Genomic DNA, 23,505 nt, shown 5'->3' with positions numbered 1-23,505 from the left:
ATTTAACTAAATTTAATAACAATCACGACTTTAAATTATTAAAAATTAACATTTATCTGAAAAAGATTGAACTAATTTATTCTATTATTACTCTTACTAATATTCTAACCAATAAATATTTATAGTGATTGATAATACGATGAAAAAATTACTTCTACCTATTATGCTAGGTGCATTACTTACCGGTTGTAATGAAACAACTGCAAATAACAGTGACAACTTTACTGTTCAACAAAAAGCACAAATTGAGCAAATTGCAAGTCAATATATTATTAATCATCCCGATGTATTAGTAAAAGCATCTCAAACATTGCAGCAACAGCAGATGCAAGCTCAACAAGTTGAAGCTAAAAAAGTCGTGATTGCAAATGCTAATCAACTTATAAATGACAAAGCAACCCCATTCATCGGTCCAAAAGACGCAAAAGTAAATGTCATTGAGTTCTTTGATTATCAATGCATGTACTGTTCTAAGATTGCTGATACCGTCAAGCAATTAGAAGAAAAAAATCCAGATGTAAAATTCATCTTTAAAGAAACACCTATCTTTGCATCACGTTGGGAAGCATCAAAATATGCTGCAGATATGGGTAATTGGATCTACCAACAAAAAGGTGGAGCAACGTACGCTAAATACCATAATGCCGTATTTGCAACAGGTAAAGATGAAGGTAAATTAACCAAACAAGATATCAATACTATCGCCACAAGCGTTGGGGTTGATGTGTCTAAGTTTGATGCAAATAATACCTTTATGAATAACTTTGAGTTATTTAGTAAGTTAGGCTTCCAAGGTACACCGGCATTAATTGTTATGCCAACAACTAATATCACTACCGATAATATTACTATTATTAATGGTTACAATCCTGATGCTCTAGAAAAAGCAATCAGTGATCTACAAGCAAGCACTAAATAATAGCTAAAATATAAAACACAACAAGACTTAATATTATGTCTTGTTGTGTTATTCTTTAAATATGGTGTTTAGTAATACTGAAACATCTTTTGAACATCTTTATAATTTTTTGTTTGTGTTAGCGATAACATTAATAAAATACGTGCTTTTTGTGGATTGAGTGTTCCAGCTGCAACAAAACCATATTTCGCATCATCAATTTCAGCGGCTAGTGTCGTAGAACCTGTAGGTACTCGTGAACTACGCACAACCATTGTCCCCTCTTTACTTGCTTTCGCTAATTCATCAAAAATAGCTTTATACATATTACCGTTACCCACACCAGCACTGACAATACCATCAAATTTAGCATTCACTAACGCAGTTACAGGTAATGCTGACGCATTGGAGTAATTATAAACAATGCCTACTTTTGGTAAGGTGGTTAGCTTCGATACATCAAAATGTGTTGCTGTTGTATGATGACGCTCTGGCGCACGTTGATAAATAACATCACTATTATGAATATAACCTAATGAACCAAAGTTAGGTGAACGGAAAGTGTCAACCGCTGTAGTATTGGTTTTTGTTACATCACGCGCATCTAACACGGTATCATTCATTGCGACTAATACGCCGCGTCCTTTTGAGTCTTTATCAACAGCTGTTACAACAGCATTATATAAATTAGCAGGACCATCGGCACTCACTGCAGTTGAAGGTCGCATAGCACCAACGAGCACAACGGGCTTATCACTTTTAATTGTAAGATCAAGAAAATAAGCAGTTTCTTCCATAGTATCAGTACCATGAGTAACAACAACACCATCAACATCATCTTGCGCTAATAATGCATTAATACGTTTAGATAAAGTAAGCCACACTTGATCATTCATATCTTGCGAGCCAATATTTACGACCTGCTCGCCACTGACATCCGCTATTTTTGTCATTGACGGTACAGCTTTAATTAATGATTCAATACCAACTTGACCCGACGTATAAGCAGATTCAGTTGCTGATTGTCCTGCTCCGGCAATGGTTCCACCCGTTGCTAAAATTTTGATATTAGGTAAATCGGCAGCAGCAGATAACGAACTCACACATAAACCAGCAGCAAGCATAGCAATACAAACAGAATTTTTATTCATCACTCACACCATAAGTTAGATTGTTAATATTTATTTGTGGTATGAATAATATTATTAATAGAATATTTTTTTGCGCTAAGTGTCACTATTTATGCATAATAAAAGTGACCCTAATCACACAAAAGACACTGATAATATTAATAAAAACAAAAAACAATCATCACTCAAACACCAATAAAACAATACAGTAACAATACCGCCAAGAAATTACGAAATTGCCGTAATAGGGTCGACACTGTAGTAATCAATTTGGCATCCATCACCGACTGTTGTATGAATATATTGTAATAACATATCTGTATTTTCGGCTTCCCACACACATTGAAAATACCCTTCTTCCACATAAATAAATGTTGAATGCAGTAACATTTTACTGGGTAATTCTTGCTCAAAAAAAGCGATATTATTAATATTTTGTTGTTGGTTGAGGAGTTGATGTTGACTGACAAAAAACATTATCTACACCTTATAAAAATAAGCATTCGTTAAGTGTAGGCATAAAAAACAAAACTTTCTCATTTATACCAAGATAACACCATCACATAAAAACATTCAAATTGAAGCTCAAATCAAACATGTCGCCATATATCAGCTTAATTACACGCAATTAAATTAACCACCATAATTACTTATATGTTAGAAATTATTAATAATAATATTGAAATTCACATATTTAGACTGTTATCTAAACAATAATCAAAATAACGTGCAAAATACCACCACCAAATTTTTAACTGCCATATTTTATAAGGGGTTAACAAGCATTTTACTGTATCCTAGAGGTCTTTTATGTGTTGCCGCTATAATGCGACCAGCTGAACAAATGCTCCTTACTTAGATATTTTTATGTATTTCAACCAAAATATACCAGTACGTTTCCCTAAAGGGATTTTCGCAATGTGGAGTGTTTATAGCTTCACAGGTGCCGCTATTCTTGCTTCAATCGTGTTTTCACTGTTGTTGTTTTTATCTATTGATGACGACCCCTTAATGAAGTTTCTTTTTGGCGGCTTGGCTGTCATTTTTGAGTTGGGGAAATTTTTTGCATGGTACGAAGTTGGAGAACGTAAAGCACGACGCAACTACAGTGGCACCTTCACTGCGTTTACCTTTTATGCTGTATTAGCCGCGATTTCTATCGGTGGCTCGGTGGGAGGAATAAACAGTGCCACCAATAAAGCACACAGTGAAGCCAATGTGCAACAAAGTAAGATCAATGCATTTAACATGCAAATTCAAGCCATTGAAAAACAAATTGATCTTAACAATGTTGCCGCTGAAAAATATATCCAAATGGAACGTATCGCTTCTGGTGTTACCCGTATTCAAAAAGAAAATGAAGCATTACGCAAACAACAACAACAAATAGCCATTGAACGAGATAAAACACCGATTGTTAGCCAAGGTTCAGTGCTTGGATTGATTGATAGCCTAGCCACAACATTCAATGTCAGCAATCAAGCGGCTCAACTAGGATTAGTTATTTTCTTGTCGGTATTACTTGATTTCTTTGCTGCCTTTTTCGTGGGTTTAATTGGTGAAGAAAATCGTTTCCGTTACCAGTTCAAGCGTCAACAATTATTATCAGTTAATGGCTATAACACCCAAGATCAAGCACCATTATTAACCCATTTTGATCCATCGGCAGTGGGAACAACATCCATTACCGATATCAATAATGAGGATGAGGATGAGATTATTGTTGAAGCCATCGAGCCTGAAACGCCTAAAACAGCCTATGAACAAGCTGTCGAAGCACTCACAAAAAATCAAGTTAACTGTAGTAAGCGTGCTGTTAGTAAGTTACTCAAACTAACCACTGATGAGGTTGATGCTATTTTTCATCAACTGCTTGATCAAGGGATTGTAAGTAAAAAGCCAAACAATCACTACCAATGGCATGGTATACCACCACTCGCTAACTAAATATTTCTAATCATATTGATGAAAATAAAAGTCCAAAACAACCATCGGTGTTTTGGACTTTTTTATACCCTAAAAGTGTCAACACTGACATATAATTCGCGTATAACTAAGAATTACTATTTTTAATTTGGAAAATGTTACAAATTACAATTAATCTAAAGCACTTCATCACAATTACAGGTAAAATCGCTCCACTTTTTTCAGAAACATGTTTTCTAATGATCACTTTTCATCGTTTTAAGCAATTTTATACTCATTCAGTTATTGCCATCAGCACCTTAACCCTAATCGGTTGTGCTCAGCCATTATCCACAATAAAAACAGCGACATACAGTAATGTTGACAACTACAACACTACTTTATTAAAAAAAACATTACCTTACACACAAGCACATCCGGATAAAACAGGTTTTTATCCACTCGGAGATGGCCAAGCGGCATTTCTTGCACGCCTAGCTATAATTGAAGGCGCACAAAAAACAATTGATGTGCAATATTATATCTACAGAGATGACGCAACTAGTAACTTACTAACATGGTATTTATATCAAGCCGCAGAACGCGGTGTACGTGTACGCCTATTGCTAGATGATATGCAAAATCGTGATGACCAAGTATTAGCAAATTTATCTGCGCACCCTAATATCGAAGTTCGGTTCTTTAATGCTTTTGGTAATCGCAGTTTTAAACCATTAAGTTTTTTAACTGATTTTGACCGTTTAAATCGACGCATGCATAATAAATCAATCATTGCCGATGGTGTCTTTGCCATTACTGGTGGACGTAATATTGGTGATGAATATTTTTCTGCTAATAATAACGTTGAATTTGATGACTTTGATTTATTAATGATAGGGAAGATTATTCCTCGCGTTTCACGTCAATTTGATGAGTATTGGAACAGTAAACCCGCCACACCGATCGAAATGTTAGTGGCTGAAGCACATTTGCCAACCGCGGACCAATTACAACAATGGAAACAAGCACAAAAGCAGTATTTAACCTCTGATTATGCGCGCTCATTAAAGCAGCACCCAATGGCAAAAAAATTATCCAATCAAACATTGCCGTTTTATTGGGCCGATGCAGAACTTGTTTACGACACACCTTATAAAGTAAAAAACAGCCAAGATGATTTATTGCTATATCATTTATCCACAATGATTGGCCAAGCAAAAACAGATTTCTTACTTATTTCACCGTATTTTGTACCAACAGAAGCGGGTGTAAAAGCGCTTGTAAATGCGGCTAAACGCGGCTTAAATATTACCATCGTAACCAATTCATTAGCATCAAATGATGTGTTTGCCGTACATGGCTGGTATTCCAAATACCGTAAAGAAATGCTTGAGCATGGGATTAAGTTATATGAAATAAAAACAGACCCTAAAATCAAGAGAAAGCACTCATGGCTAGGTAATTCTCGTTCAAGCTTGCATGCTAAAACATTTATTATTGATCGTAAAAAAGTCTTTGTTGGCTCATTCAATTTTGATCCTCGATCAGCGTATCTAAACACAGAGATGGGTGTCATTGTCGACTCTCAACCATTTTCTGATATTTTTTATGCCGATTTAGATCATCTCCTGAAAAAAAGTGCTTATCGTTTATCATTAGATAACAATAACGACATTATCTGGACGGATGATATTACTGGTAAACAATTTGATTCTGAGCCTGATAGCAGTTCAATGCTGAAGATGGGAGCGTGGCTGGCTGGCGCGTTACCAATAGAAAAGCACTTATAAAAAAAGCCCTTCATGAATATCATCATGAAGGGCCTGAAATATACAAAACAGTACTTACTTAGCCTTTGCTACGTAGTGCTGTTTTTTTAGATGCGTACTTTTCAATATATTCGATAATCATACCGGCAATATCTTTACCTGTTGCTTTCTCGATACCTTCAAGGCCAGGTGATGAGTTAACTTCCATCACTAGTGGGCCACGCTCTGAACGTAGTAAGTCAACACCAGCAACACTTAATCCCATAATTTTTGCAGCAGCAACCGCCGTCTTACGCTCTTCAGGAGTAATTTTAACTAATGCAGCACTGCCGCCACGGTGCAAGTTAGAACGGAATTCACCTTCAGCACCTTGGCGTTTCATTGCAGCGATCACTTTATCACCGATGACGAAACAACGGATATCAGCACCACCAGCTTCTTTAATGTATTCTTGCACCATGATATTTGCTTTTAAGCCCATGAATGCTTCAATAACACTTTCAGCCGCTTTGCGTGTTTCAGCCAGTACAACACCAATGCCTTGTGTACCTTCAAGCAGTTTAATTACTACTGGCGCACCGCCTACCATATCAAGTAAGTCTTTAACATCATCAGGCTTACTTGCAAAACCTGTCACAGGCATACCAATACATTTACGTGATAACAACTGCATTGAACGCAATTTATCACGAGAACGGCTAATTGCAACAGATTCGTTAACTGTATAAACACCCATCATTTCAAATTGGCGTAATACTGCTGTACCGTAAAACGTCACTGATGCACCGATACGGGGAATAACGGCATCAAAATCCACTAAATCTTCACCTTTAAAGTGAATAGAGGGCTTTTGAGAATTAATGTTCATATAGCAACGAAGTGCATCAATCACCTTAATTTCATGGCCACGCAGCTCTGCCGCTTCAATAAGACGAGACGTTGAATACAATGACTGATTACGAGATAAGATACCGATTTTCATTACTATTACTTTTCCTTGCTTTGAATAAGGTAAGAGGCTTCTGGATCAACAATAATACGACCATGCATAGACGTTCGTCCAAGTAACATGCGAAATGCCATATTGTCACGGCTTGTTAACGATATTTCGATTGGCCATTGTTGACCATTAAAATCAATAGTTGAAACAATAAAGTAACGTAATTGTTCATCGCCACCGGAATTTCTGACAACACGTTTGTCAGCAACTTTTGCCATACAAACCTGTTCAATATCTGTGTTATTGTGAATAGGGTGTAGCCAAAATTTCACCCACAATTCATCATTTTGAGTAAACTCTTCAATTTTGAAGGTATGAAGACAAGAGCTACGAGCCCCTGTATCAATTTTTACATGAATATCATCAACCCCAAGATCAGGTAAAGCGGCGATTTCACGCCAACCAACAATAAATTTATTATTTTTATTCACAATTGTTTCTTTATTAATCATTACAATAACCCAACTTCCTAACCAGCTAAATTAGGTACTCAAAATGCAATAAATATAACTAGTATCAATAAGATCTAATTATAAACAGTTGCAGTACGTTATTTAGTCTGTTATCAATAAACAAGGAAATCATTAACTAGCCAAGCACGAATTGACCTGAATCAGTGCCAATAGCAGTGGTAAAATCACCGTAAGATGATTACTTTTTTAGTACTATCGTCTTTATACTACCATATATTAGACTTTTTATTCATGTCATTAAGCAATAAGTTTCAACGTAATAGATTTAGTTAATCCCTATTTTATTCTTGATTAGATACCACTAATACATCCTATTACTCTACTTTCGGTATATCTCATACAATAACAACAAAAAACCAACATACAAAAAGTCAAATTTGATTATTTTATTTCCAATAAAAGCTAACTGATAGTCAATCTGATTTAATCCTTCATTTGCAATATCTGACCATGCTACTCTTTCACATCCCTCAATAAGAACTTATGGACATGTCAACATTAGAACAGCAATTATTATTACTTGGCATGGCTGATTTGCCTGTGGATTCGGCAATAAAAAAACAATTGGATCAATTTATTAGCACATCATCAGCACATTTTGATCATGTTTGCCAACAACGTCCTGACAGCACAACAATCAATTTATTGCTTGGGTTTATGACCCTACACCAGCAACAAGCTCAGCAACAATGGATCTATCAACAGACAGCTGCAACAAAAATGAAAGCGGTTTTTAATGCTACTGTTGGTACTGATTATGCCGCATATTTTACTCATCAAGAGCAAGACTATCTTCTGGCACTAACGCATTTATGGCTAATGGTACAAGGAGCATCTAGCATTGATTACAGTTACAGCAATGAGCAAGCCGAAACTCAAGCTCAGCTTCTGTTACAAAATACAGAAACTATCTCCTCTGCACCGCTTAATACCACACAAGAAGTACTTCGATGCCAATTAATGCAGTCATACTACTTGGGGAAAAAACCACAATAAAGTCACATTTAGTACCCGTATCAAGCTACTGTTCAGAAAAGTATAACAGCGTTATATGTTATAACTTAAAAATAATACGAACCGTCGACTTTCCCCCTCTCCTGACTTGTTCTGATGGCATAAATTACCGACAATGGGGCCGTATTTATTTTTAATGAAATAAAGTCTGCTTCTTGTCGGTCTTATGTATAACGTTACCAAAGGCTCATCACTTTTACGCAGATAACACTTAGTCCAACACAAAAAAATCACAGACAGAACAACGTTAAATACTGCAAATTTCGTCATCATTGTACGTTGTTTATTTGGAGCTCTAGATTGAAAAAGTTATACCAACATATCTATTTAGCCTTTGCCTTACTCACAACCTTGTTTGGCATTACCTTTTCGTCAACAGCAGCAGCAGCACCACAATACAGTACTGGCTGGGTAACTAATCCACAGCACCCCCCTGTTGAAGTTAGACTGATGCTAACAGGACAGCAAGATCCCGCCAAACATACTGTTCAAGGTTTGCTTGAAGTTAAACTTGATACTGATTGGAAAACATATTGGCGCTCACCAGGTGAAGGTGGCGTTGCACCTAGTATCAATTGGGAAACCTCATCGAATATTAGTCATGTCGACTGGCAGTGGCCTTTACCTAAGCGTTATGAGTTTTTAGGTGTTGAAACCCTTGGCTATAAACACGATGTCGTATTCCCTCTCTCAATCCATGTAAAAGACATGACAAAACCAGTATTTCTTTCTGGCAAACTAACCATGTCATCATGCACAAGTATTTGTGTGTTAACCGATTACGAACTCTCATTTGATTTTATCCCAAGTAAATTACAACCATCAACAGAAGCTATGTTTCTGTATAACAAAGGGGAAAGTCAGGTTCCGAAATCATCACCAACAGTCACTTTAAAAACGCTGTCTTATAATAAAGCAGAAAAAAAAGTAACCGTTGTGGCAACAAATAGTCTTGGTTGGCAACAACCAGATGTCATTCTTGATGGTGATGCACAAGCAGTCAAAGATACGTCATTCCTAAAGCCAACGACAACCATCAAAGGAGATACGCTTTACGCAACATTGCCAGTCACTAGCTGGTTTGGTACGCCTAAGCTCGTAGGGCAACCACTTCATGTCACAATTGGTGATCATGATATTGCAGTTGAAATGACAGCAACAACAACAGATATTTCCATTAATATTCCGTCTACTGGTAACAATCTTCTAAAAGTAATCGGACTAGCCTTACTTGGTGGTCTGATTCTTAATATTATGCCGTGTGTATTACCAGTGTTAGGAATGAAATTAAGCAGTGTTATTTCAGCTCAAGGACTTGCACGTCGTCAGATTCGAACCCAGTTTTTAGCCTCTGCTGCTGGCATCATTGTTTCATTTTGGTTATTAGCCATATTTTTAACCGCAATGAAACTATCAGGCCAAGCTCTGGGGTGGGGAATTCAATTCCAAAGCCCATGGTTTATTGGTGCAATGATCGCAATCACAGTGTTATTTGGCGCAAATATGCTGGGCTTGTTCGAAATTCGTCTTTCAAGTAATACCAATACATGGCTAGCAACTAAAGGTGATAATTCCCATTTAGGGCATTTCATCCAAGGTATGTTCGCTACATTACTAGCAACACCATGTAGTGCCCCTTTCTTAGGCACCGCTGTTGCATTTGCCTTAGGTGCCGATTTAATCACCCTCTTTGCTATCTTTACCGCATTGGCAATTGGTATGGCAGCACCGTGGTTATTAATCGCCCTTTTTCCACAACTAGCAACATTAATGCCTAAACCAGGCGTATGGATGGATCGCGTTAAAACGTTATTTGGCTTAATGATGCTAACCACGTCAGTATGGTTATTAAGCTTAATGACCAGCTTCTTGAATGCCTCAGTCGTTCTGGGATTAGGTGCCATTATCTTCGTCACTATTTTATGGCTAGTAGGCCGTAAGAAAGGACGTAAAGCCGTTATTATTACCTTAGCTGTAGTATTACTTGGTACAGGTGTGAGTTTATTTACAGGTAGCTTAACCGCCAATAAATGGTCAACACCGCTACCAGACGATCACCACTGGCTACCATTAGATACCGCAAAAATCGCTACCGAAGTTGCACAAGGTAAAACGGTTTTTGTCGATGTGACTGCACAATGGTGTATCACTTGTAAGGCCAACAAAATCGGGGTAATTTTACAAGAGCCTGTATATTCAGCATTGGATAATAAAAATATTGTCTTAATGCGTGGTGATTGGACTAAACCATCAGATTACGTAACTGGGTTCCTCCAATCTCATGGTCGTTTTGGGGTGCCTTTTAATATCGTCTACGGCCCTAAAGCACCAAAAGGTATTGAGTTACCGGTTATTTTATCAAGTGAAACAGTTATTAACGCATTAAAAGAAGCAAGTAAATAAATATCCATAAGTACTCGATTACACAGGATAACAATGAACAGTTATCAAAAGAATACCATTACCATGCAATCGGGTGATGATCTTGGTTTACATTCTGACTTGAGTACGAAAAGATATAATGTCCTCATTGTGAATAATAGCAGCAGAGCATTAACACAACAGTGGAAGCTATCAAGTAGCGACTGTTTTAATGGTTATAAATGGTAAGCTTTAAAGCACAACGATAGGATCATTTTTCCCTTTAAAATGGGCTGATATGAAATAATAAAACCCAGCTACGTAGTTGCTCTTTTAATTGAAAAAGAATCATGAGTAGCTGGGTTACTTTTTAAGATTTATCTAAACGACGTATTTGCCAAAAGTGGCGCCGCCAATATGGATTATCCAATCGTGAAATAATAACGCCTTTAGATTGTGATGCATGCATAAATTTCAAATTACCTAGATAAATTCCCACATGACGAGAATTACGTCCAGTCCGAAAAAAAACCAAATCACCTTCTTTTGCGTTATTACGGTTAACTTTTTTGCCTTTTTTCACTAACTGTAGTGTTGTTCGAGGTAATGCTTTTTTATAAACGCTAGAATAACCAACCTGTACAAAAGCCGAACAATCTATCCCTTTTTTAGATGAGCCACCATAACGATATGGCGTACCCTTCCAATTACGATAGACGCGATTAAACATACCATTATTTATTGATGAGCTTTTCGCAACTTTATGCTTACGAGTTGATACTGAAGCCTTTTTTTTGTGGCTCGATACTGAAGCTTTTTTTATGTGACGCGACACTGAAGCTTTTTTTGTGTGACTCGACACTGAAGCTTTTTTTGTATGGCTCGGCACTGAAGCTTTTTTTGTATGGCTCGGCACTGAAGCTTTTTTTGTTATCTGTACTGTAGCTGATGGTGTTGGTGTTGGTGTTGATGAACATCCAATAGCTGATAATAATAAGGTTAATAAAATTAATATCGTTCTTTTTGTCATTAATCCATTCTTCACGATTTATCCTGTGATCCTTCAGTGGAAATAAATATATTCGATACAATCTACTAAATATTATAGTTACATTCGTCAGGCTAACGTAAAGTATAACTAATCAATGTAACCTTAATTCAATTGTTCTATATTGCGATATAATCTATATGACAATACATTAATGATTATATTATTCAATGACATAACTCATATAAGTACGGATAATCAAAAGAATATATAATATTAATATAGAGTAAGATGAACAAATAAAACGCGATCATAAATTAATTAATACAATATAAAAATAAAATACAGCCAAATCAAACGCAAAAAAAGGCTCACACCTTAATGCAAGCTAAAAATAATACAATAGAAGAGATAACTATCCTCGTTCACTACTGTGAATTTTTAATACCAAAAGCGAGACCTTTATATTTCACCTCATAAAATGAGGGGGAATTCAAATAGTTATGTAGTTAGCTTTAGTATTCATAACATAAAACCCTATGAATATAAAAAACGACTTCATTATTATTCACAGGGTCATATTTATAAACTTATAGGTAAAGTTTAGCTACTTCTGAAGGCTCTAACTCAATACCTTCAAGTGATTCATTCCAGTTCAAACCAACTAACACGCCGTCTTCTACTAACGTGATCATCCAATCTTCAAGAAAAATATCTAATGGTAATTCACTTGGTTGAAATTCAGCCCATTCATCAGCACATTGCACTTTCGCATCAGCTTCATTTGACCAAAACGGCATCACTTCAGAGTCTTCAAATTCAGAAGATGCAACAGATAACCAATCACCCTCTTCGTTACGAAGGCTCCAAACAACACGCGTTGCTTGTGTTTCTGTTACGAACAAAGCTTTATTTGCTTGGATATCTGCAGTTAATTTAGTCATTATTTTCTCTCAATTAAAATGCTATAATATGGCTTTATCAGTTAAATATATCAACCTTTATCCTACTCTGATATTTTATCAAAAAAACACCTTATCAGCATTATTATTTAGTCATTGTTCTTTAAGTATTATCACCAACAAATCAACACTATCGATAAATGTCTTTTCTTTATAGCGTATATTGACTTATACAAATTCAGTGACAAAATATCGGGAAATATGATCACTCAACATAAGAATGGTTTCTTGGGTCTGAGCGCCATTTTTGCTCATTCATCACAATAGCTTCTCAATATTGCAATAATCTTGAGATAACAACGACTTTTTAATCTTAGGTGTAAACATGCAATCACGTCGTGCAGGTAATATGCTAGCGGCATTTTCATTCATCCTTTGGGGAGTATTACCGCTCTATTACCAATATCTGCCTAAAGCAAATACGAATGAATTACTGGCATTAAGGCTTATTTTCTCAGTACCTGTGATGTCAATTGTCATGATATTACTTCGACAGCCTATTCCAGCAATTAAAGAAATTCTTGCGGATAAAAAATCATTAGCTATGTGTGGTTTTGCTGGCGTAATAATGAGTGTTTCTTGGTATGCGTTTACATGGGCTATCACGCATGGCGAAGTGCTAGCTGCTAGTTTAGGTTATTTTATTAACCCATTATTCGCGATTGCATTAGCGATGTTTTTCTTAAAGGAAAGGTTAACTAAAGCGCAAATCATTGCTGTCATATTAGCGATTTTAGGCATTGGTTACCAAGTATGGCAATACGGGCAGTTACCTTGGCTATCATTAATCATGGGGAGTTTTTTTGCTGTCTATGGTTTAACAAAAAAATACATTAAATATGATGCACTAACGTCGGTAACAATTGAAGCTGCAATACTGACTCCTTTTGCTCTTATTTATATGATATGGCTATATTTCAGTGGTGACAGTGTTGCACTAACATCAGGTACTACTACCTTTTTACTGTATGCAGGTGCTGCACCAGTGACCGTTGCACCATTAATATTTTTTGCTTTAGCACTCAATCGCACCAGTCTAACGATGGTTGGTTTAATGCAATACATTGAGCCAAGCTTACAATTTTTATTAGCAGTATTCTTATTTGGTGAAGTATTTGATCAAACGAAAGCCATCAGTTTTGGTTTAATTTGGTTAGGGTTAATCTTTTGTACAGTCGAAGCACTACCCACTATGTTTCGTCGTAAAAAAGTCATTCTAACCAGCCATTAATGAATTGATAGCCTAACGTCGTATTTATTATCGTTAGGCTATTGTATTGCTTTTCGGCCACTATTTAGGAAATAAACATGCCAGTGAAGAAATCGCTGATGTAATAATGTATTTACTACGGCTAGCTAACAAATATGATATTGATGTGATGCAAGCATGACTAAGCATAAATAACGAGCAATAAAAAGCTGACGTTAAGTCAGCTTTTTATAAATAGTTTATTTTTCACCGACACCGCGGTTTTCTTTCTTCGCAAGCGCTATCTTACCAAAGCCTAACTTGCGGAAATAACTATCTCGGTATTCACGACCCGCTTTACTACACGTAGATACCGCTTCAACTTGTTGCTCCATTTTTAGAAATGTCGTTAAATCAATACCTTCAGCAGCAGCTACTGCTTCATGAATATTACGGTGTATATCAAAAGAAAAAATTAAGCGCTTTTCTTCTTCTTTGTAAGTATAAACAATAGTACGTGACATAACGTCCCCAATAGAGCACAAAAGGAGAGCGAATTTACCGTATAAGTGCTCAATATGGAAGTATAACCGTCTTTAAGAGAATGATTTACTTTATAGCGCCTTAATTATCAGCAACCTCACACTGTTGTGGCTTTAATAGACCATGCTGAAATAATTCATTTTCTGCCATAGGCTGATAAAAATAAAAACCTTGAATATAACGCACACCGAGTGAAGCAATAAATTCTAGCTCTACTTTTTTTTCTACTCCTTCCACAACAATATCTGCTTGTGTAATTTTTCCCAGTTGTACTGCGATTTTAAATAATTCTCGGCCTCGCTGACTATCAATATTCAATACTAACGAACGATCTATCTTAACTTTATTAAATTCGAAACGAGATAAATAGGCTAACGAAGAATATCCTGTACCAAAATCATCTAACGCAACTGAAATGCCGAGATATTGCAGTTCTGATATTATTTGGGTTACTTTTTCTTCATCCAAAATCAAGAGTTCTTCCGTAAACTCTAATTCAATATGATGAAAAGATAGTGAACTATTACCGATCCGTTCTCTTACAATATTAACAAAATTTTTCAACAATACTGTATCAGGAGAAATGTTAATCGATAATTTAAACTTAGGATTAATAATAATAAATTTTTCAGCGGCTTTTATTGCATTATCTAATACCCATAAATCTAATTCTGGCATTAAACCTAATTGATTGAAATCAGAAATAAATGTTGGTGGTAATATTTTACCTTGATGATTCCTAAATCGAATTAAAGCTTCACAGCCAACGATACTATTATTTTTAATATCGACCTGAGGCTGATAATAAAGAATAAATTCACCGTCATTCTGTAGTTTTTCAATTTTTCTCTGGGCACGAAGATTATCGTGTACCGATGGAATAAAACTAGTTAAGCGTGTTTTAGATTCTATTTCATCACTGGTAAATAATCGGTTTGAAAATATATCAGAGACACCGATACCTAAGCTACGTTTATCCATTAATTTAAAGAATGGTAAATAAATCACAAGGCCTATGAGCACTAATACTAACTGTAATACTGCACCTGAAATTGCACCTCCCGTCGCCATATAGCCACTAATAAAAGGTGGCATTAACCAACTATGAACTTCACTTAATGGCGGTACAATATCCATATAAATTGCACCATAAGCAATAATAAAGCTGATTGTTGGCACTAATAAGAATGGAATAACCATAATCGGGTTAAAAATAACTGGAATACCATAGAGAATAGGTTCGTTAACATTAAACAAACAAAGTATTAAGGCTGCTTTTGCTAGTAATTTATAGCCTTTACTTTTTGCAAAAAATAACATACAGAGAACTAAGCTAAGCATATTACCGCTACCACCAATACCTGTAAAAAAGTCATAAAAATTAGTACTTAATATATTTAAATTTACACCAAAATTATGCCATTCAGTAATATTTACTAAGGTAATGTTATACAACTCTGTTTTATAGGAATGCAGAATATGATGTCCATTAACACCTAGTGCCCAAAATAAGCCTCGCAGTATTTCATAAATAAGGCCATCAATAAAAGAGGTAGGATCCAGCCGTGGAATAAACGACCAGGGAATTAATGATGATAATTGTTCACATATTTTTCTAAAGAAAGAACTTATCGATAATGCTACCGAGATCGTGACAATTGATCCCGCTAGCATACTCATCGATATATCAATAAAAGACTGATCTGTTTTACCTTTAAATAATCTTATTTTTCTTAATTTAGCAATAACCTCACAAGAAATATACGCTGTTAGTAACGACATTGGAAAACTATTAGGCAGAGGTATTAATGGTGATATTAAATCCCATTGATAAGAAACAATAAAAAAAACAGTTAATGAGGTAGCAATCACTATACTTTTTGGTATACGTTTTACTGCTGACAAATAAGTCGCTAAATAAAAGTTAACTAAAATAGGAATCATAATCCCTGTCGTTTGACCGACATAATGAACCGTTTGTCCAAAATCACTAAAATCAAAATAATCACAGAATAGTGCCATCAACTCACAAAAAGTCGATATCAATACCAATGGTAACGCCATTAGAAAAACATTTGAAACTGCGACAAGATATTTATTGACAGATAGCTGCGACATTCTTGTAAATATTGGCATTATATTTTCTGCTTTAAAAGCATCATATTCAATCAGTCAAATATAATGCTTTTTGTATCAAGAACCAATAATTTTCATCCGAAAATCAAAGTTAAACCATTAAAAATAAAAAATATTCGAGGCTGATTTTTAGCTTCATTTAGCGTCAATCAAAATACCACAACTATTCAATATGTTTTCCCATAGTTATACACAGAAACAGTGGATAAGTTCAGACTAGAAACAAATCAAACCATTTAAACAACAAAAAATAAACACATCGTTAACTTTAAATGGCATTTATTAATTATTATCAGCGCAGTTTAATGATCATTTATTAAAATAATGAATAACCTGATTTTCACTGCCTTTCCATACCAAGGAAGGATTTCGTTGTTCTTGTTCATATTTACCATCAACCATGACATCGATTAAAGTTGTAATTTGCAGCTGTTCTGGTGTCAATTCTGATAGCAAATACCCTGTCCATAGCCAAATATCTTTATCACTGCATTCACGATGTACACGTTGTACCAATTTCAGTATTGCAGCTACATTGTGCGGATGTAACGGATCACCACCAGATAACGATAACCCACGACGTTTAATGCGTGTATCGTTAAGATCATTAATCACTTGATCTTCCATTGCCTGCGTAAATGGATGTCCAGCATCAACACGCCATGTGCTTTGGTTATAACAACCTTTACATTGATGAACGCAGCCAGAAACAAATAAAGTCACTCGCGTACCTGGGCCATTAACGATATCGACAGGGTAATAATTATGGTAGTTCATTTTATATCTCGGCTAATCTCAACACGTGTCATAACATGCTATCAATACCTAAAACATAAAAAGTGCCCTAAAGCACTTTTTATGTTTAACTTCAGTCTACTTATCGCTGTTACATATGCTTAACGCGACGCTTAACTTCTTCTTGTTTACCAAAGTTAAATGGTCGTGCATCAGGGCTACCTAAATAACCACATACACGGCGAGTTACTGATACGCGTGATGGCTCATGGTTACCACATTTAGGACATGTAAAGCCTTTGCTCGTACAGTCAAACTCACCCGTGAAGCCACAGTCATAACACTCATCAATCGGTGTATTAGTGCCGTAATATGGTACGCGGGTATAACTGTAATCCCATACATTTTCTAGTGCTTCAAGGTTATGCTGAATATTTGGGTATTCGCCATAACAAATAAAACCACCATTTGCGATATCTGGGTATGCCATTTCAAAGTCAATCTTGTCATACGGATTCACTTTTTTCTCAACATCCAAGTGGAAGCTGTTGGTATAAAAACCGCGATCTGTTACGCCATCAACAATACCAAATTCTTTGGCATCAATCGCACAGAAGCGGCTACATAAATTTTCACTTGGTGTGCTGTAAAGACTAAAGCCATAACCAGACTCTTCTTTCCAAGAATCTGTTGCATCACGTAAACGCTGAACAATAGCAACCGCTTTCTCACGTAGCATTTCACTGTCATAAACGTGAGTTTTATTGCCGTACAATGCATTCACAGTTTCATGAATGCCAATGTAGCCTAATGAAATCGACGCACGACCATTTTTGAAGATTTCAGATACATCATCATCTTCTTTTAAACGCACACCACATGCACCTTCCATATAAAGGATAGGAGCAACACGCGCTTTTACGCCATTTAAACGTGTAATACGCGTATCTAATGCACGACGAGATAATGTTAAACGCTCATCTAAGATCTCAAAGAAACGCGCTTCATCGCCTTGTGCTTCTAATGCAATTCGTGGCAAGTTGATACTTACGACACCAAGGTTATTTCGACCTTCATGAATAAGTTCACCCTTTTCTTCATAAGGACCTAGAAAGCTACGACAACCCATTGGGGTCTTAAACGAACCAGTCACTTCAACTAATTTGTCATAGTTTAGAATATCGGGGTACATACGCTTAGATGCACACTCTAATGCTAATTGCTTAATATCGTAGTTAGCATCATCAGGCTTATGGTTAAGACCATCTTTAATTGCAAAAACAAGTTTAGGGAATACGGCTGTTTTATGATTTTTACCTAAACCCGCAATACGGTTTTTAAGAATAGATTGTTGAATTAAACGTGATTCCCACGATGTGCCTAAACCAAAACCGAAAGTTACAAAAGGAGTTTGGCCATTCGCAGTGTGTAATGTGTTTACTTCATATTCTAGTGATTGGAATGCGTCATAACATTCTTTTTCAATGCGTGCTTGTGCAAAAGCAATAGGATCTGAAATACCCCATTCTGTCGCAACATCTAAATGCTTGCTGTAACTTACCGTTACATAAGGTGCTAACACTTCATCAATACGGTTAATTGTTGTGCCGCCATAAATATGGCTCGCCACTTGAGCAATAATTTGTGCGGTGACTGCTGTTGCTGTTGAAATTGACTTAGGAGTGTCAATTTCAGCATTGCCCATCTTAAAGCCATTATTCAACATGCCATTAAGATCAATTAGCATACAGTTGAACATAGGGAAAAATGGTGAATAATCTAAATCATGATAGTGAATTTCGCCACTTTCATGTGCTTTAACAATGTCACGAGGTAATAAATGTTGGGTTGCATAATGTTTCGCAACAATACCCGCAAGTAAATCACGCTGAGTTGGAATCACCTTACTGTCTTTGTTCGCATTTTCATTTAACAAAGAAGCATTACTTTGTTCGATTAAGCCACGAATTTCATTATTTAAACGACTTTTCTTCTCTCGAGAAATATCTCGATCATGGCGATATTCGATATAAGCACGAGCAACAACCTTGTGTGGACCTGCCATAAGTTGCGTTTCAACTGCTTCTTGAATGGCGTGAATGTCAACATTATTAGCACCAGAGAACTGCTCTAACACTGCGTCAGCGACTGATGTAGCATAGGCTTCATCCATTGTATGACACTCTGAATCGCAGATGGAATTTGCAGCCCCAATAACGGCTTCTTTAATGCGCAAAACATCGAAAGATACACGGCAACCATCACGCTTTATTACTACAGGATTCACACAAGGCTCCTAAAATCACAGAAAATTACAGTGTCACTTAAACACAAAATATAGTGTTCTATTTATAAGCGGCAACAATATGTGGTGTATTAGGCGCGATCTAACGCAAAGAAACCTTGATCGAGATCAATTTTTATAACGAGCAGTTTGTCTTCTGAACGATGATTATGACCCATCACAAAATTTTTAATGTAAGCTGATTTAGAATGTTCATTGTCAATAAATTTATCACCACATTCGACAAAAAATTCAAAAAAAATACTTGCCTTTCGAGCAATTCTTGAGATTATCTCATGCACAATAACTATGGATCTCACTGAATGTATTTTTCATCACTAGATACGCGCATTGACGACACAATATATAAAAATCTTCGTCTTGGTTTTATCTGGGCATCTAAAATTTCTCTAATAACATTAATGTTAATTACTATGGTTATTTGGGTGGATTTTTTTAATAAAGAAAATAGTAATTTACTATTAACAACAGTGAACTTTGGGATTCAGGGCCTACTTTTTGTTTTGGGGTTAGTATTTTTTGTACAAAATACAACGCTTCAACATTATAAAATAATTTCATCTATTTATGCGTTGCTGTTCGGAACGACTTGGGGGGGAGCAATTGTCAACCTAAATAACTTAGGTCACGCCTATGTTATTGTTGAAATCGTCGGCAATCTATTATTTCTGGTTGTGCTACTCAGCTTTTATACCTACCGCATGGCTGTTTACCTTGCCACACTGCCAATCCTTGTATTTACAACTTGGTATAGTATTGAAGACCCTCGGTTTGACCTACTTTTTGCTTTTACTAAACTTACAATTACCATCATTATTATTGAATCAGGCCGACAATTACTTTTTAAATGGTTTACCACTCGAATTAAACAAGAACATGACAATAAACGCTTACTTAATGAATTAACGCACTTATCCTTTACTGATCAATTAACCCAAATTAACAATCGTCGTTTTTTTGATTTTACGATTGATAAGCAAATAACGCATGCGAAACATCACCGTACTCCACTGTCAATTATTTTAATTGATATTGATTATTTTAAGCTTTTCAATGATACACAAGGACATATTAACGGTGATATCTGTTTAAAATCAGTCGCAACAGCGATTAAAAATAGCTTATTAAGGCATAATGACACCGTATCGCGTTATGGTGGTGAAGAGTTTGTTGTCCTACTACCCAATACTGATATAAATGGTGCGTGCCGTGTCGCAAAACGTATTCAGCAAAGTTTAGCAACATTAGCCATTGTTCATCCGTGCTCTGATATTAATGATTATGTTACGATAAGCCAAGGAATTGCTACGTGGCAAATAAACCAACGTCCTAATCAATTAATCAATGAAGCAGACAGTCATCTTTATAATGCTAAAGAATCAGGCCGAAACCAATATTGCAGCACACAGCAATGAAAAATGTGACGACATAATTACATAGAAACATAACGGTAATGGCATTTTTACGCTAGTAAATAATCAACAATACATTTATGACAAGATCTAGGGCACTGTTATTGTTAAATCATCATAATGACAATAATGACTATGCCTTATTACTCTATTGTAATTCTATTACTCATCTTATTTTCTATCAGTACAAATAATAGCTACACACAACCATTTACTTTAATGAGTTGGAATATGCAATGGCTATCATTAAAGCAAACATCGCCAGTCAAACGCTCAGCCGCCGATTATAATGCGTTACGGCAATTATTTACGACTTATTCACCTGATATTCTTGCTTTCCAAGAAGTTGATAGTGCTGAGGCTTTATATCGAGTCATTGATAAAACACAATATAAAATTTATCTATCAGATCGCATTCACAATCCACAAGACAACTTTAAAAAGAATAATCAATATACGGGATTTGCTATTAAACGGCAGATTGTTGTTAATGATGTTACAGATTTATCACAACTAAGTTCACCAGCAATAGCGACTGGAATTGCAATGCCATTTAAAAACAAATTACGTTATGGCAGTATTATTGAAATAGTAATTAATCAACAATCTATTCTACTACTCAACCTTCATCTCAAGTCTGGTTGTTTTACAGAGGAACAACTCTCCAAACAAAAAAGCAAAGCGTGTAAAACTCTTGCACAACAACTGACTTTAATTAAGCAATGGGTTAATACTCAACAACAAGTATCACAACCCTTCATTATTGTTGGCGATATTAATCATCAGATCGTCGACAACCGACAATTCATCAATAGAATTACAGACAATTCGACAAAGGCGACTCTATTATCTGCATCAATTAACGCTCATTGTACGGTCAAATTAGCAACCCAAAAACCGCGCTATCGTACCTATCGCAAACTGATTGATCACCTTGTTGCAACAACAAATATCAGTGCTCTCAGCCAACATCAAATTCAATATAATAAACAACAGCTCTTACAATTTACACTCAGCGATCACTGCCCATTATTGTTTACACTATCGATTGATCCAATAATAAGTATTTAATTACTCAGCAGCATAACCGTCATTGTAGTAACGTACATCAGGAATAATATTATGCTTATTAAGAAGACGATACATCGTCGCCCGTGATACACCCAAATCTTTTGCAGCAGATGCAACCTGTCCTTTATGAGTTTCGAGCATCGTTACTAATACATCTTTTTCAGCTTCATCTTTTATGGTTCGTAAACTTAGTTTAGAGTTTATTTTCTTAGGTAAATCAAAATGTTCAAGGTTAACTTCATTACTGTCATTTAATAATGAAACCCGTTTTACTTGATTAATTAACTCGCGGACATTACCAGGCCAGTTATACCTTAGTAATAATTGTTTTGCATCTTCACTATAATGCATTGCCCGCGTGCTGTATTCTGTAGAAAATTTTTTTAAATAATATTCAGCTAATAAAATAATATCTGCACCGCGTTCTCTCAATGTGGGTACTGCCACATGAAAAACATTCAATCGATAATAAAGTTCTTTATTGAATGTCCCATTTTTTACTGCTTGTTCTAAGTCAACACTTGATGATGTAATAATACGTACATCAAAATATCTTTGATCATTTAATTTTTCATTTTCTGGTTGTTGTAAATAATTACGTAACTTCAATTGTAATGGTTTAGAAAGCTCTTCTACACCATTGAATAAAACGGTGCCGCTTTTGATAGTACCGCTAAAATTCATGTCTTGCTGAGGATCTAAAAAATGTGTGCGTTGGTCACTATCTGATAATGAAGAGCAATTAATAATCGTAAAGTCATCATTACGTCGTTTACTTAAATTATGGATTGTTTTCGCTATCAGTGCTTTGCCAACCCCTTGCTCACCACTGAGTAAAATATTAACATCCGTCATCGATACACGTTTTACCATATCTCTCAAATGCTTAATCGATTTGGATTCACCATATAACCCAACTTCACATTGATGATTTACATCAACCCAAGATGTTGATTCAATTTCCAGCATTCCCAGCTGATGCCCAGCCGTATCTAATAACTGGCTTGACGGGATCGGTGTAGAGAAGAAGTCGACACAGAAGTTATTTATAAATTGGCAAATAGCATCAATTTTTAATTGCTCTTTTTTTATAATAGCGATCCACTTTACATGCTTAGTTTTATTCGCTCGTTGAGAAATACTATTTAAACTAAAGTCATTATTACTTAAATCAACTATACATACACACGGACTATATTCTTTTAATATTACATCAGCGGTTCGCAAATCATAGCAACAATGTGTTTTCCATCCGGCTTGTTCTAATAGTGCAATCCAAGGTTCATAAGTACACCCCATGGCAACAAGACGTCCATTACTCTTTTTTTTATCATTTATAGCTACCATTAGAGTCACCTTTTTAGAAAATAGCCATGTTCAATTTATATTAAAAAATATAGGTAAGATCAGTGTATTTTGCATTGTATCAACCTTAAGAATGACAATAAAAATATACCAAGTTTGAATTATTAATAATATAAACACTAATATAGTTGTTATATTTCATTCAATTAATGAAAATATATGGAAAAATTATTCATATGATTTTTTTATCTTAATAAAAAACAAAAACAGAATATAATGTACTTTATTGTTTTATTTGTACATTTAAAC

The 23,505-nt window shown here is 35.6% G+C and carries 19 protein-coding genes; 8 read left to right on the top strand and 11 right to left on the bottom strand.

The features are described from left to right. Positions 1–139 precede the first annotated feature (139 nt). A complete protein-coding gene (locus Q0V26_RS03675) occupies positions 140–919 on the top strand; it encodes a thioredoxin domain-containing protein (protein ID WP_297478164.1) in 780 nt (259 codons plus the stop codon). A gap of 68 nt (positions 920–987) precedes the next feature. Here Q0V26_RS03675 and ansB read toward each other — a convergent pair whose 3' ends face one another. Together ansB and Q0V26_RS03665 are read right to left on the bottom strand one after the other, a co-directional pair. After that, complete coding sequence (gene ansB, locus Q0V26_RS03670) at positions 988–2,049, bottom strand: L-asparaginase 2 (protein ID WP_297478162.1); 1,062 nt, start codon at positions 2,047–2,049, stop codon at positions 988–990. Positions 2,050–2,256: 207 nt separating this feature from the next. Beyond that, positions 2,257–2,505 carry a hypothetical protein gene (locus Q0V26_RS03665; protein WP_297478160.1) on the bottom strand — a complete coding sequence of 83 codons (249 nt, stop codon included), beginning with the start codon at positions 2,503–2,505 and terminating at the stop codon, positions 2,257–2,259. Between the two features lie 441 nt (positions 2,506–2,946). Between Q0V26_RS03665 and Q0V26_RS03660 the strand changes: the two genes are divergently transcribed. Together Q0V26_RS03660 and Q0V26_RS03655 are read left to right on the top strand one after the other, a co-directional pair. Next, positions 2,947–3,975 carry a Preprotein translocase subunit SecY gene (locus Q0V26_RS03660; protein ID WP_297478271.1) on the top strand — a complete coding sequence of 343 codons (1,029 nt, stop codon included), beginning with the start codon at positions 2,947–2,949 and terminating at the stop codon, positions 3,973–3,975. A 218-nt stretch (positions 3,976–4,193) separates the two neighbouring features. Continuing rightward, a complete protein-coding gene (locus tag Q0V26_RS03655; protein ID WP_297478159.1) occupies positions 4,194–5,723 on the top strand; it encodes a phospholipase D family protein in 1,530 nt (509 codons plus the stop codon). A 58-nt stretch (positions 5,724–5,781) separates the two neighbouring features. Here the strand turns inward: Q0V26_RS03655 and rimK are convergent, their stop codons facing one another. Both rimK and Q0V26_RS03645 read right to left on the bottom strand, forming a co-directional pair. Then, positions 5,782–6,684 carry a 30S ribosomal protein S6--L-glutamate ligase gene (gene rimK / locus Q0V26_RS03650; protein ID WP_297478157.1) on the bottom strand — a complete coding sequence of 301 codons (903 nt, stop codon included), beginning with the start codon at positions 6,682–6,684 and terminating at the stop codon, positions 5,782–5,784. Between the two features lie 5 nt (positions 6,685–6,689). Continuing rightward, positions 6,690–7,154 (bottom strand): ATP-dependent zinc protease, encoded by a 465-nt coding sequence (locus tag Q0V26_RS03645; RefSeq protein ID WP_297478155.1) that lies wholly within the window; start codon positions 7,152–7,154, stop codon positions 6,690–6,692. A 510-nt stretch (positions 7,155–7,664) separates the two neighbouring features. On the opposite strand from Q0V26_RS03645, the gene Q0V26_RS03640 reads away from it, so the two are divergent. Continuing rightward, positions 7,665–8,171, top strand: coding sequence for a hypothetical protein (locus Q0V26_RS03640; protein WP_297478153.1), 507 nt, complete (start codon positions 7,665–7,667; stop codon positions 8,169–8,171). Positions 8,172–8,489: 318 nt separating this feature from the next. After that, on the top strand, positions 8,490–10,592 hold the full coding sequence (locus tag Q0V26_RS03635; protein ID WP_297478151.1) for a protein-disulfide reductase DsbD domain-containing protein: 2,103 nt from the start codon (positions 8,490–8,492) through the stop codon (positions 10,590–10,592). Between the two features lie 328 nt (positions 10,593–10,920). On the opposite strand, the gene Q0V26_RS03630 is transcribed toward Q0V26_RS03635, so the two are convergent. After that, positions 10,921–11,385: an NlpC/P60 family protein gene (locus Q0V26_RS03630; protein ID WP_297478269.1), complete on the bottom strand. Its 465-nt coding sequence runs from the start codon at positions 11,383–11,385 to the stop codon at positions 10,921–10,923. A 743-nt stretch (positions 11,386–12,128) separates the two neighbouring features. Continuing rightward, on the bottom strand, positions 12,129–12,482 hold the full coding sequence (locus Q0V26_RS03625; protein ID WP_080156522.1) for a DUF2750 domain-containing protein: 354 nt from the start codon (positions 12,480–12,482) through the stop codon (positions 12,129–12,131). Between the two features lie 343 nt (positions 12,483–12,825). Here Q0V26_RS03625 and rarD point away from each other — a divergent pair, with 343 nt between their 5' ends. Continuing rightward, positions 12,826–13,731, top strand: coding sequence for an EamA family transporter RarD (rarD, locus tag Q0V26_RS03620; RefSeq protein ID WP_297478149.1), 906 nt, complete (start codon positions 12,826–12,828; stop codon positions 13,729–13,731). 218 nt (positions 13,732–13,949) lie between these two features. On the opposite strand, the gene Q0V26_RS03615 is transcribed toward rarD, so the two are convergent. The 4 genes from Q0V26_RS03615 to nrdD form a co-directional block, all read right to left on the bottom strand. Next, complete coding sequence (locus tag Q0V26_RS03615) at positions 13,950–14,213, bottom strand: DUF2960 family protein (RefSeq protein ID WP_036791038.1); 264 nt, start codon at positions 14,211–14,213, stop codon at positions 13,950–13,952. 100 nt (positions 14,214–14,313) lie between these two features. Further along, positions 14,314–16,368 (bottom strand): EAL domain-containing protein, encoded by a 2,055-nt coding sequence (locus Q0V26_RS03610; protein ID WP_297478144.1) that lies wholly within the window; start codon positions 16,366–16,368, stop codon positions 14,314–14,316. 309 nt (positions 16,369–16,677) lie between these two features. Continuing rightward, positions 16,678–17,145 carry an anaerobic ribonucleoside-triphosphate reductase-activating protein gene (gene nrdG / locus Q0V26_RS03605; RefSeq protein ID WP_297478142.1) on the bottom strand — a complete coding sequence of 156 codons (468 nt, stop codon included), beginning with the start codon at positions 17,143–17,145 and terminating at the stop codon, positions 16,678–16,680. 109 nt (positions 17,146–17,254) lie between these two features. Further along, positions 17,255–19,390, bottom strand: a complete 2,136-nt coding sequence (gene nrdD, locus Q0V26_RS03600) for an anaerobic ribonucleoside-triphosphate reductase (RefSeq protein ID WP_297478140.1) — start codon at positions 19,388–19,390, stop codon at positions 17,255–17,257. A 320-nt stretch (positions 19,391–19,710) separates the two neighbouring features. Between nrdD and Q0V26_RS03595 the strand changes: the two genes are divergently transcribed. Beyond that, positions 19,711–20,823: a diguanylate cyclase gene (locus Q0V26_RS03595; RefSeq protein ID WP_297478138.1), complete on the top strand. Its 1,113-nt coding sequence runs from the start codon at positions 19,711–19,713 to the stop codon at positions 20,821–20,823. Positions 20,824–21,051: 228 nt separating this feature from the next. Next, positions 21,052–21,891, top strand: coding sequence for an endonuclease/exonuclease/phosphatase family protein (locus Q0V26_RS03590; RefSeq protein WP_297478137.1), 840 nt, complete (start codon positions 21,052–21,054; stop codon positions 21,889–21,891). Here Q0V26_RS03590 and Q0V26_RS03585 read toward each other — a convergent pair whose 3' ends face one another. After that, positions 21,892–23,238, bottom strand: a complete 1,347-nt coding sequence (locus Q0V26_RS03585; protein WP_297478136.1) for a VpsR-related response regulator — start codon at positions 23,236–23,238, stop codon at positions 21,892–21,894. Positions 23,239–23,505: the final 267 nt, after the last annotated feature.

Origin of the sequence: uncultured Photobacterium sp., from assembly GCF_947039875.1 — a bacterium.
Classification (GTDB): Bacteria; Pseudomonadota; Gammaproteobacteria; order Enterobacterales; family Vibrionaceae; genus Photobacterium.
The sequence above is the reverse complement of the archived record's forward strand: the minus strand, read 5'-3'. Positions and strand labels throughout refer to the sequence as shown.

Bases quoted from the DNA above. Each gene is read 5' to 3' on its own strand.
- Q0V26_RS03675 (WP_297478164.1), top strand. From the start codon at position 140: ATGAAAAAATTACTTCTACCTATTATGCTAGGTGCATTACTTACCGGT.
- ansB (WP_297478162.1), bottom strand. From the start codon at position 2,049: ATGAATAAAAATTCTGTTTGTATTGCTATGCTTGCTGCTGGTTTATGT.
- Q0V26_RS03665 (WP_297478160.1), bottom strand. From the start codon at position 2,505: ATGTTTTTTGTCAGTCAACATCAACTCCTCAACCAACAACAAAATATT.
- Q0V26_RS03660 (WP_297478271.1), top strand. From the start codon at position 2,947: ATGTGGAGTGTTTATAGCTTCACAGGTGCCGCTATTCTTGCTTCAATC.
- Q0V26_RS03655 (WP_297478159.1), top strand. From the start codon at position 4,194: ATGATCACTTTTCATCGTTTTAAGCAATTTTATACTCATTCAGTTATT.
- rimK (WP_297478157.1), bottom strand. From the start codon at position 6,684: ATGAAAATCGGTATCTTATCTCGTAATCAGTCATTGTATTCAACGTCT.
- Q0V26_RS03645 (WP_297478155.1), bottom strand. From the start codon at position 7,154: ATGATTAATAAAGAAACAATTGTGAATAAAAATAATAAATTTATTGTT.
- Q0V26_RS03640 (WP_297478153.1), top strand. From the start codon at position 7,665: ATGTCAACATTAGAACAGCAATTATTATTACTTGGCATGGCTGATTTG.
- Q0V26_RS03625 (WP_080156522.1), bottom strand. From the start codon at position 12,482: ATGACTAAATTAACTGCAGATATCCAAGCAAATAAAGCTTTGTTCGTA.
- rarD (WP_297478149.1), top strand. From the start codon at position 12,826: ATGCAATCACGTCGTGCAGGTAATATGCTAGCGGCATTTTCATTCATC.
- Q0V26_RS03615 (WP_036791038.1), bottom strand. From the start codon at position 14,213: ATGTCACGTACTATTGTTTATACTTACAAAGAAGAAGAAAAGCGCTTA.
- Q0V26_RS03610 (WP_297478144.1), bottom strand. From the start codon at position 16,368: ATGCCAATATTTACAAGAATGTCGCAGCTATCTGTCAATAAATATCTT.
- nrdG (WP_297478142.1), bottom strand. From the start codon at position 17,145: ATGAACTACCATAATTATTACCCTGTCGATATCGTTAATGGCCCAGGT.
- Q0V26_RS03595 (WP_297478138.1), top strand. From the start codon at position 19,711: ATGTATTTTTCATCACTAGATACGCGCATTGACGACACAATATATAAA.
- Q0V26_RS03590 (WP_297478137.1), top strand. From the start codon at position 21,052: ATGCAATGGCTATCATTAAAGCAAACATCGCCAGTCAAACGCTCAGCC.
- Q0V26_RS03585 (WP_297478136.1), bottom strand. From the start codon at position 23,238: ATGGTAGCTATAAATGATAAAAAAAAGAGTAATGGACGTCTTGTTGCC.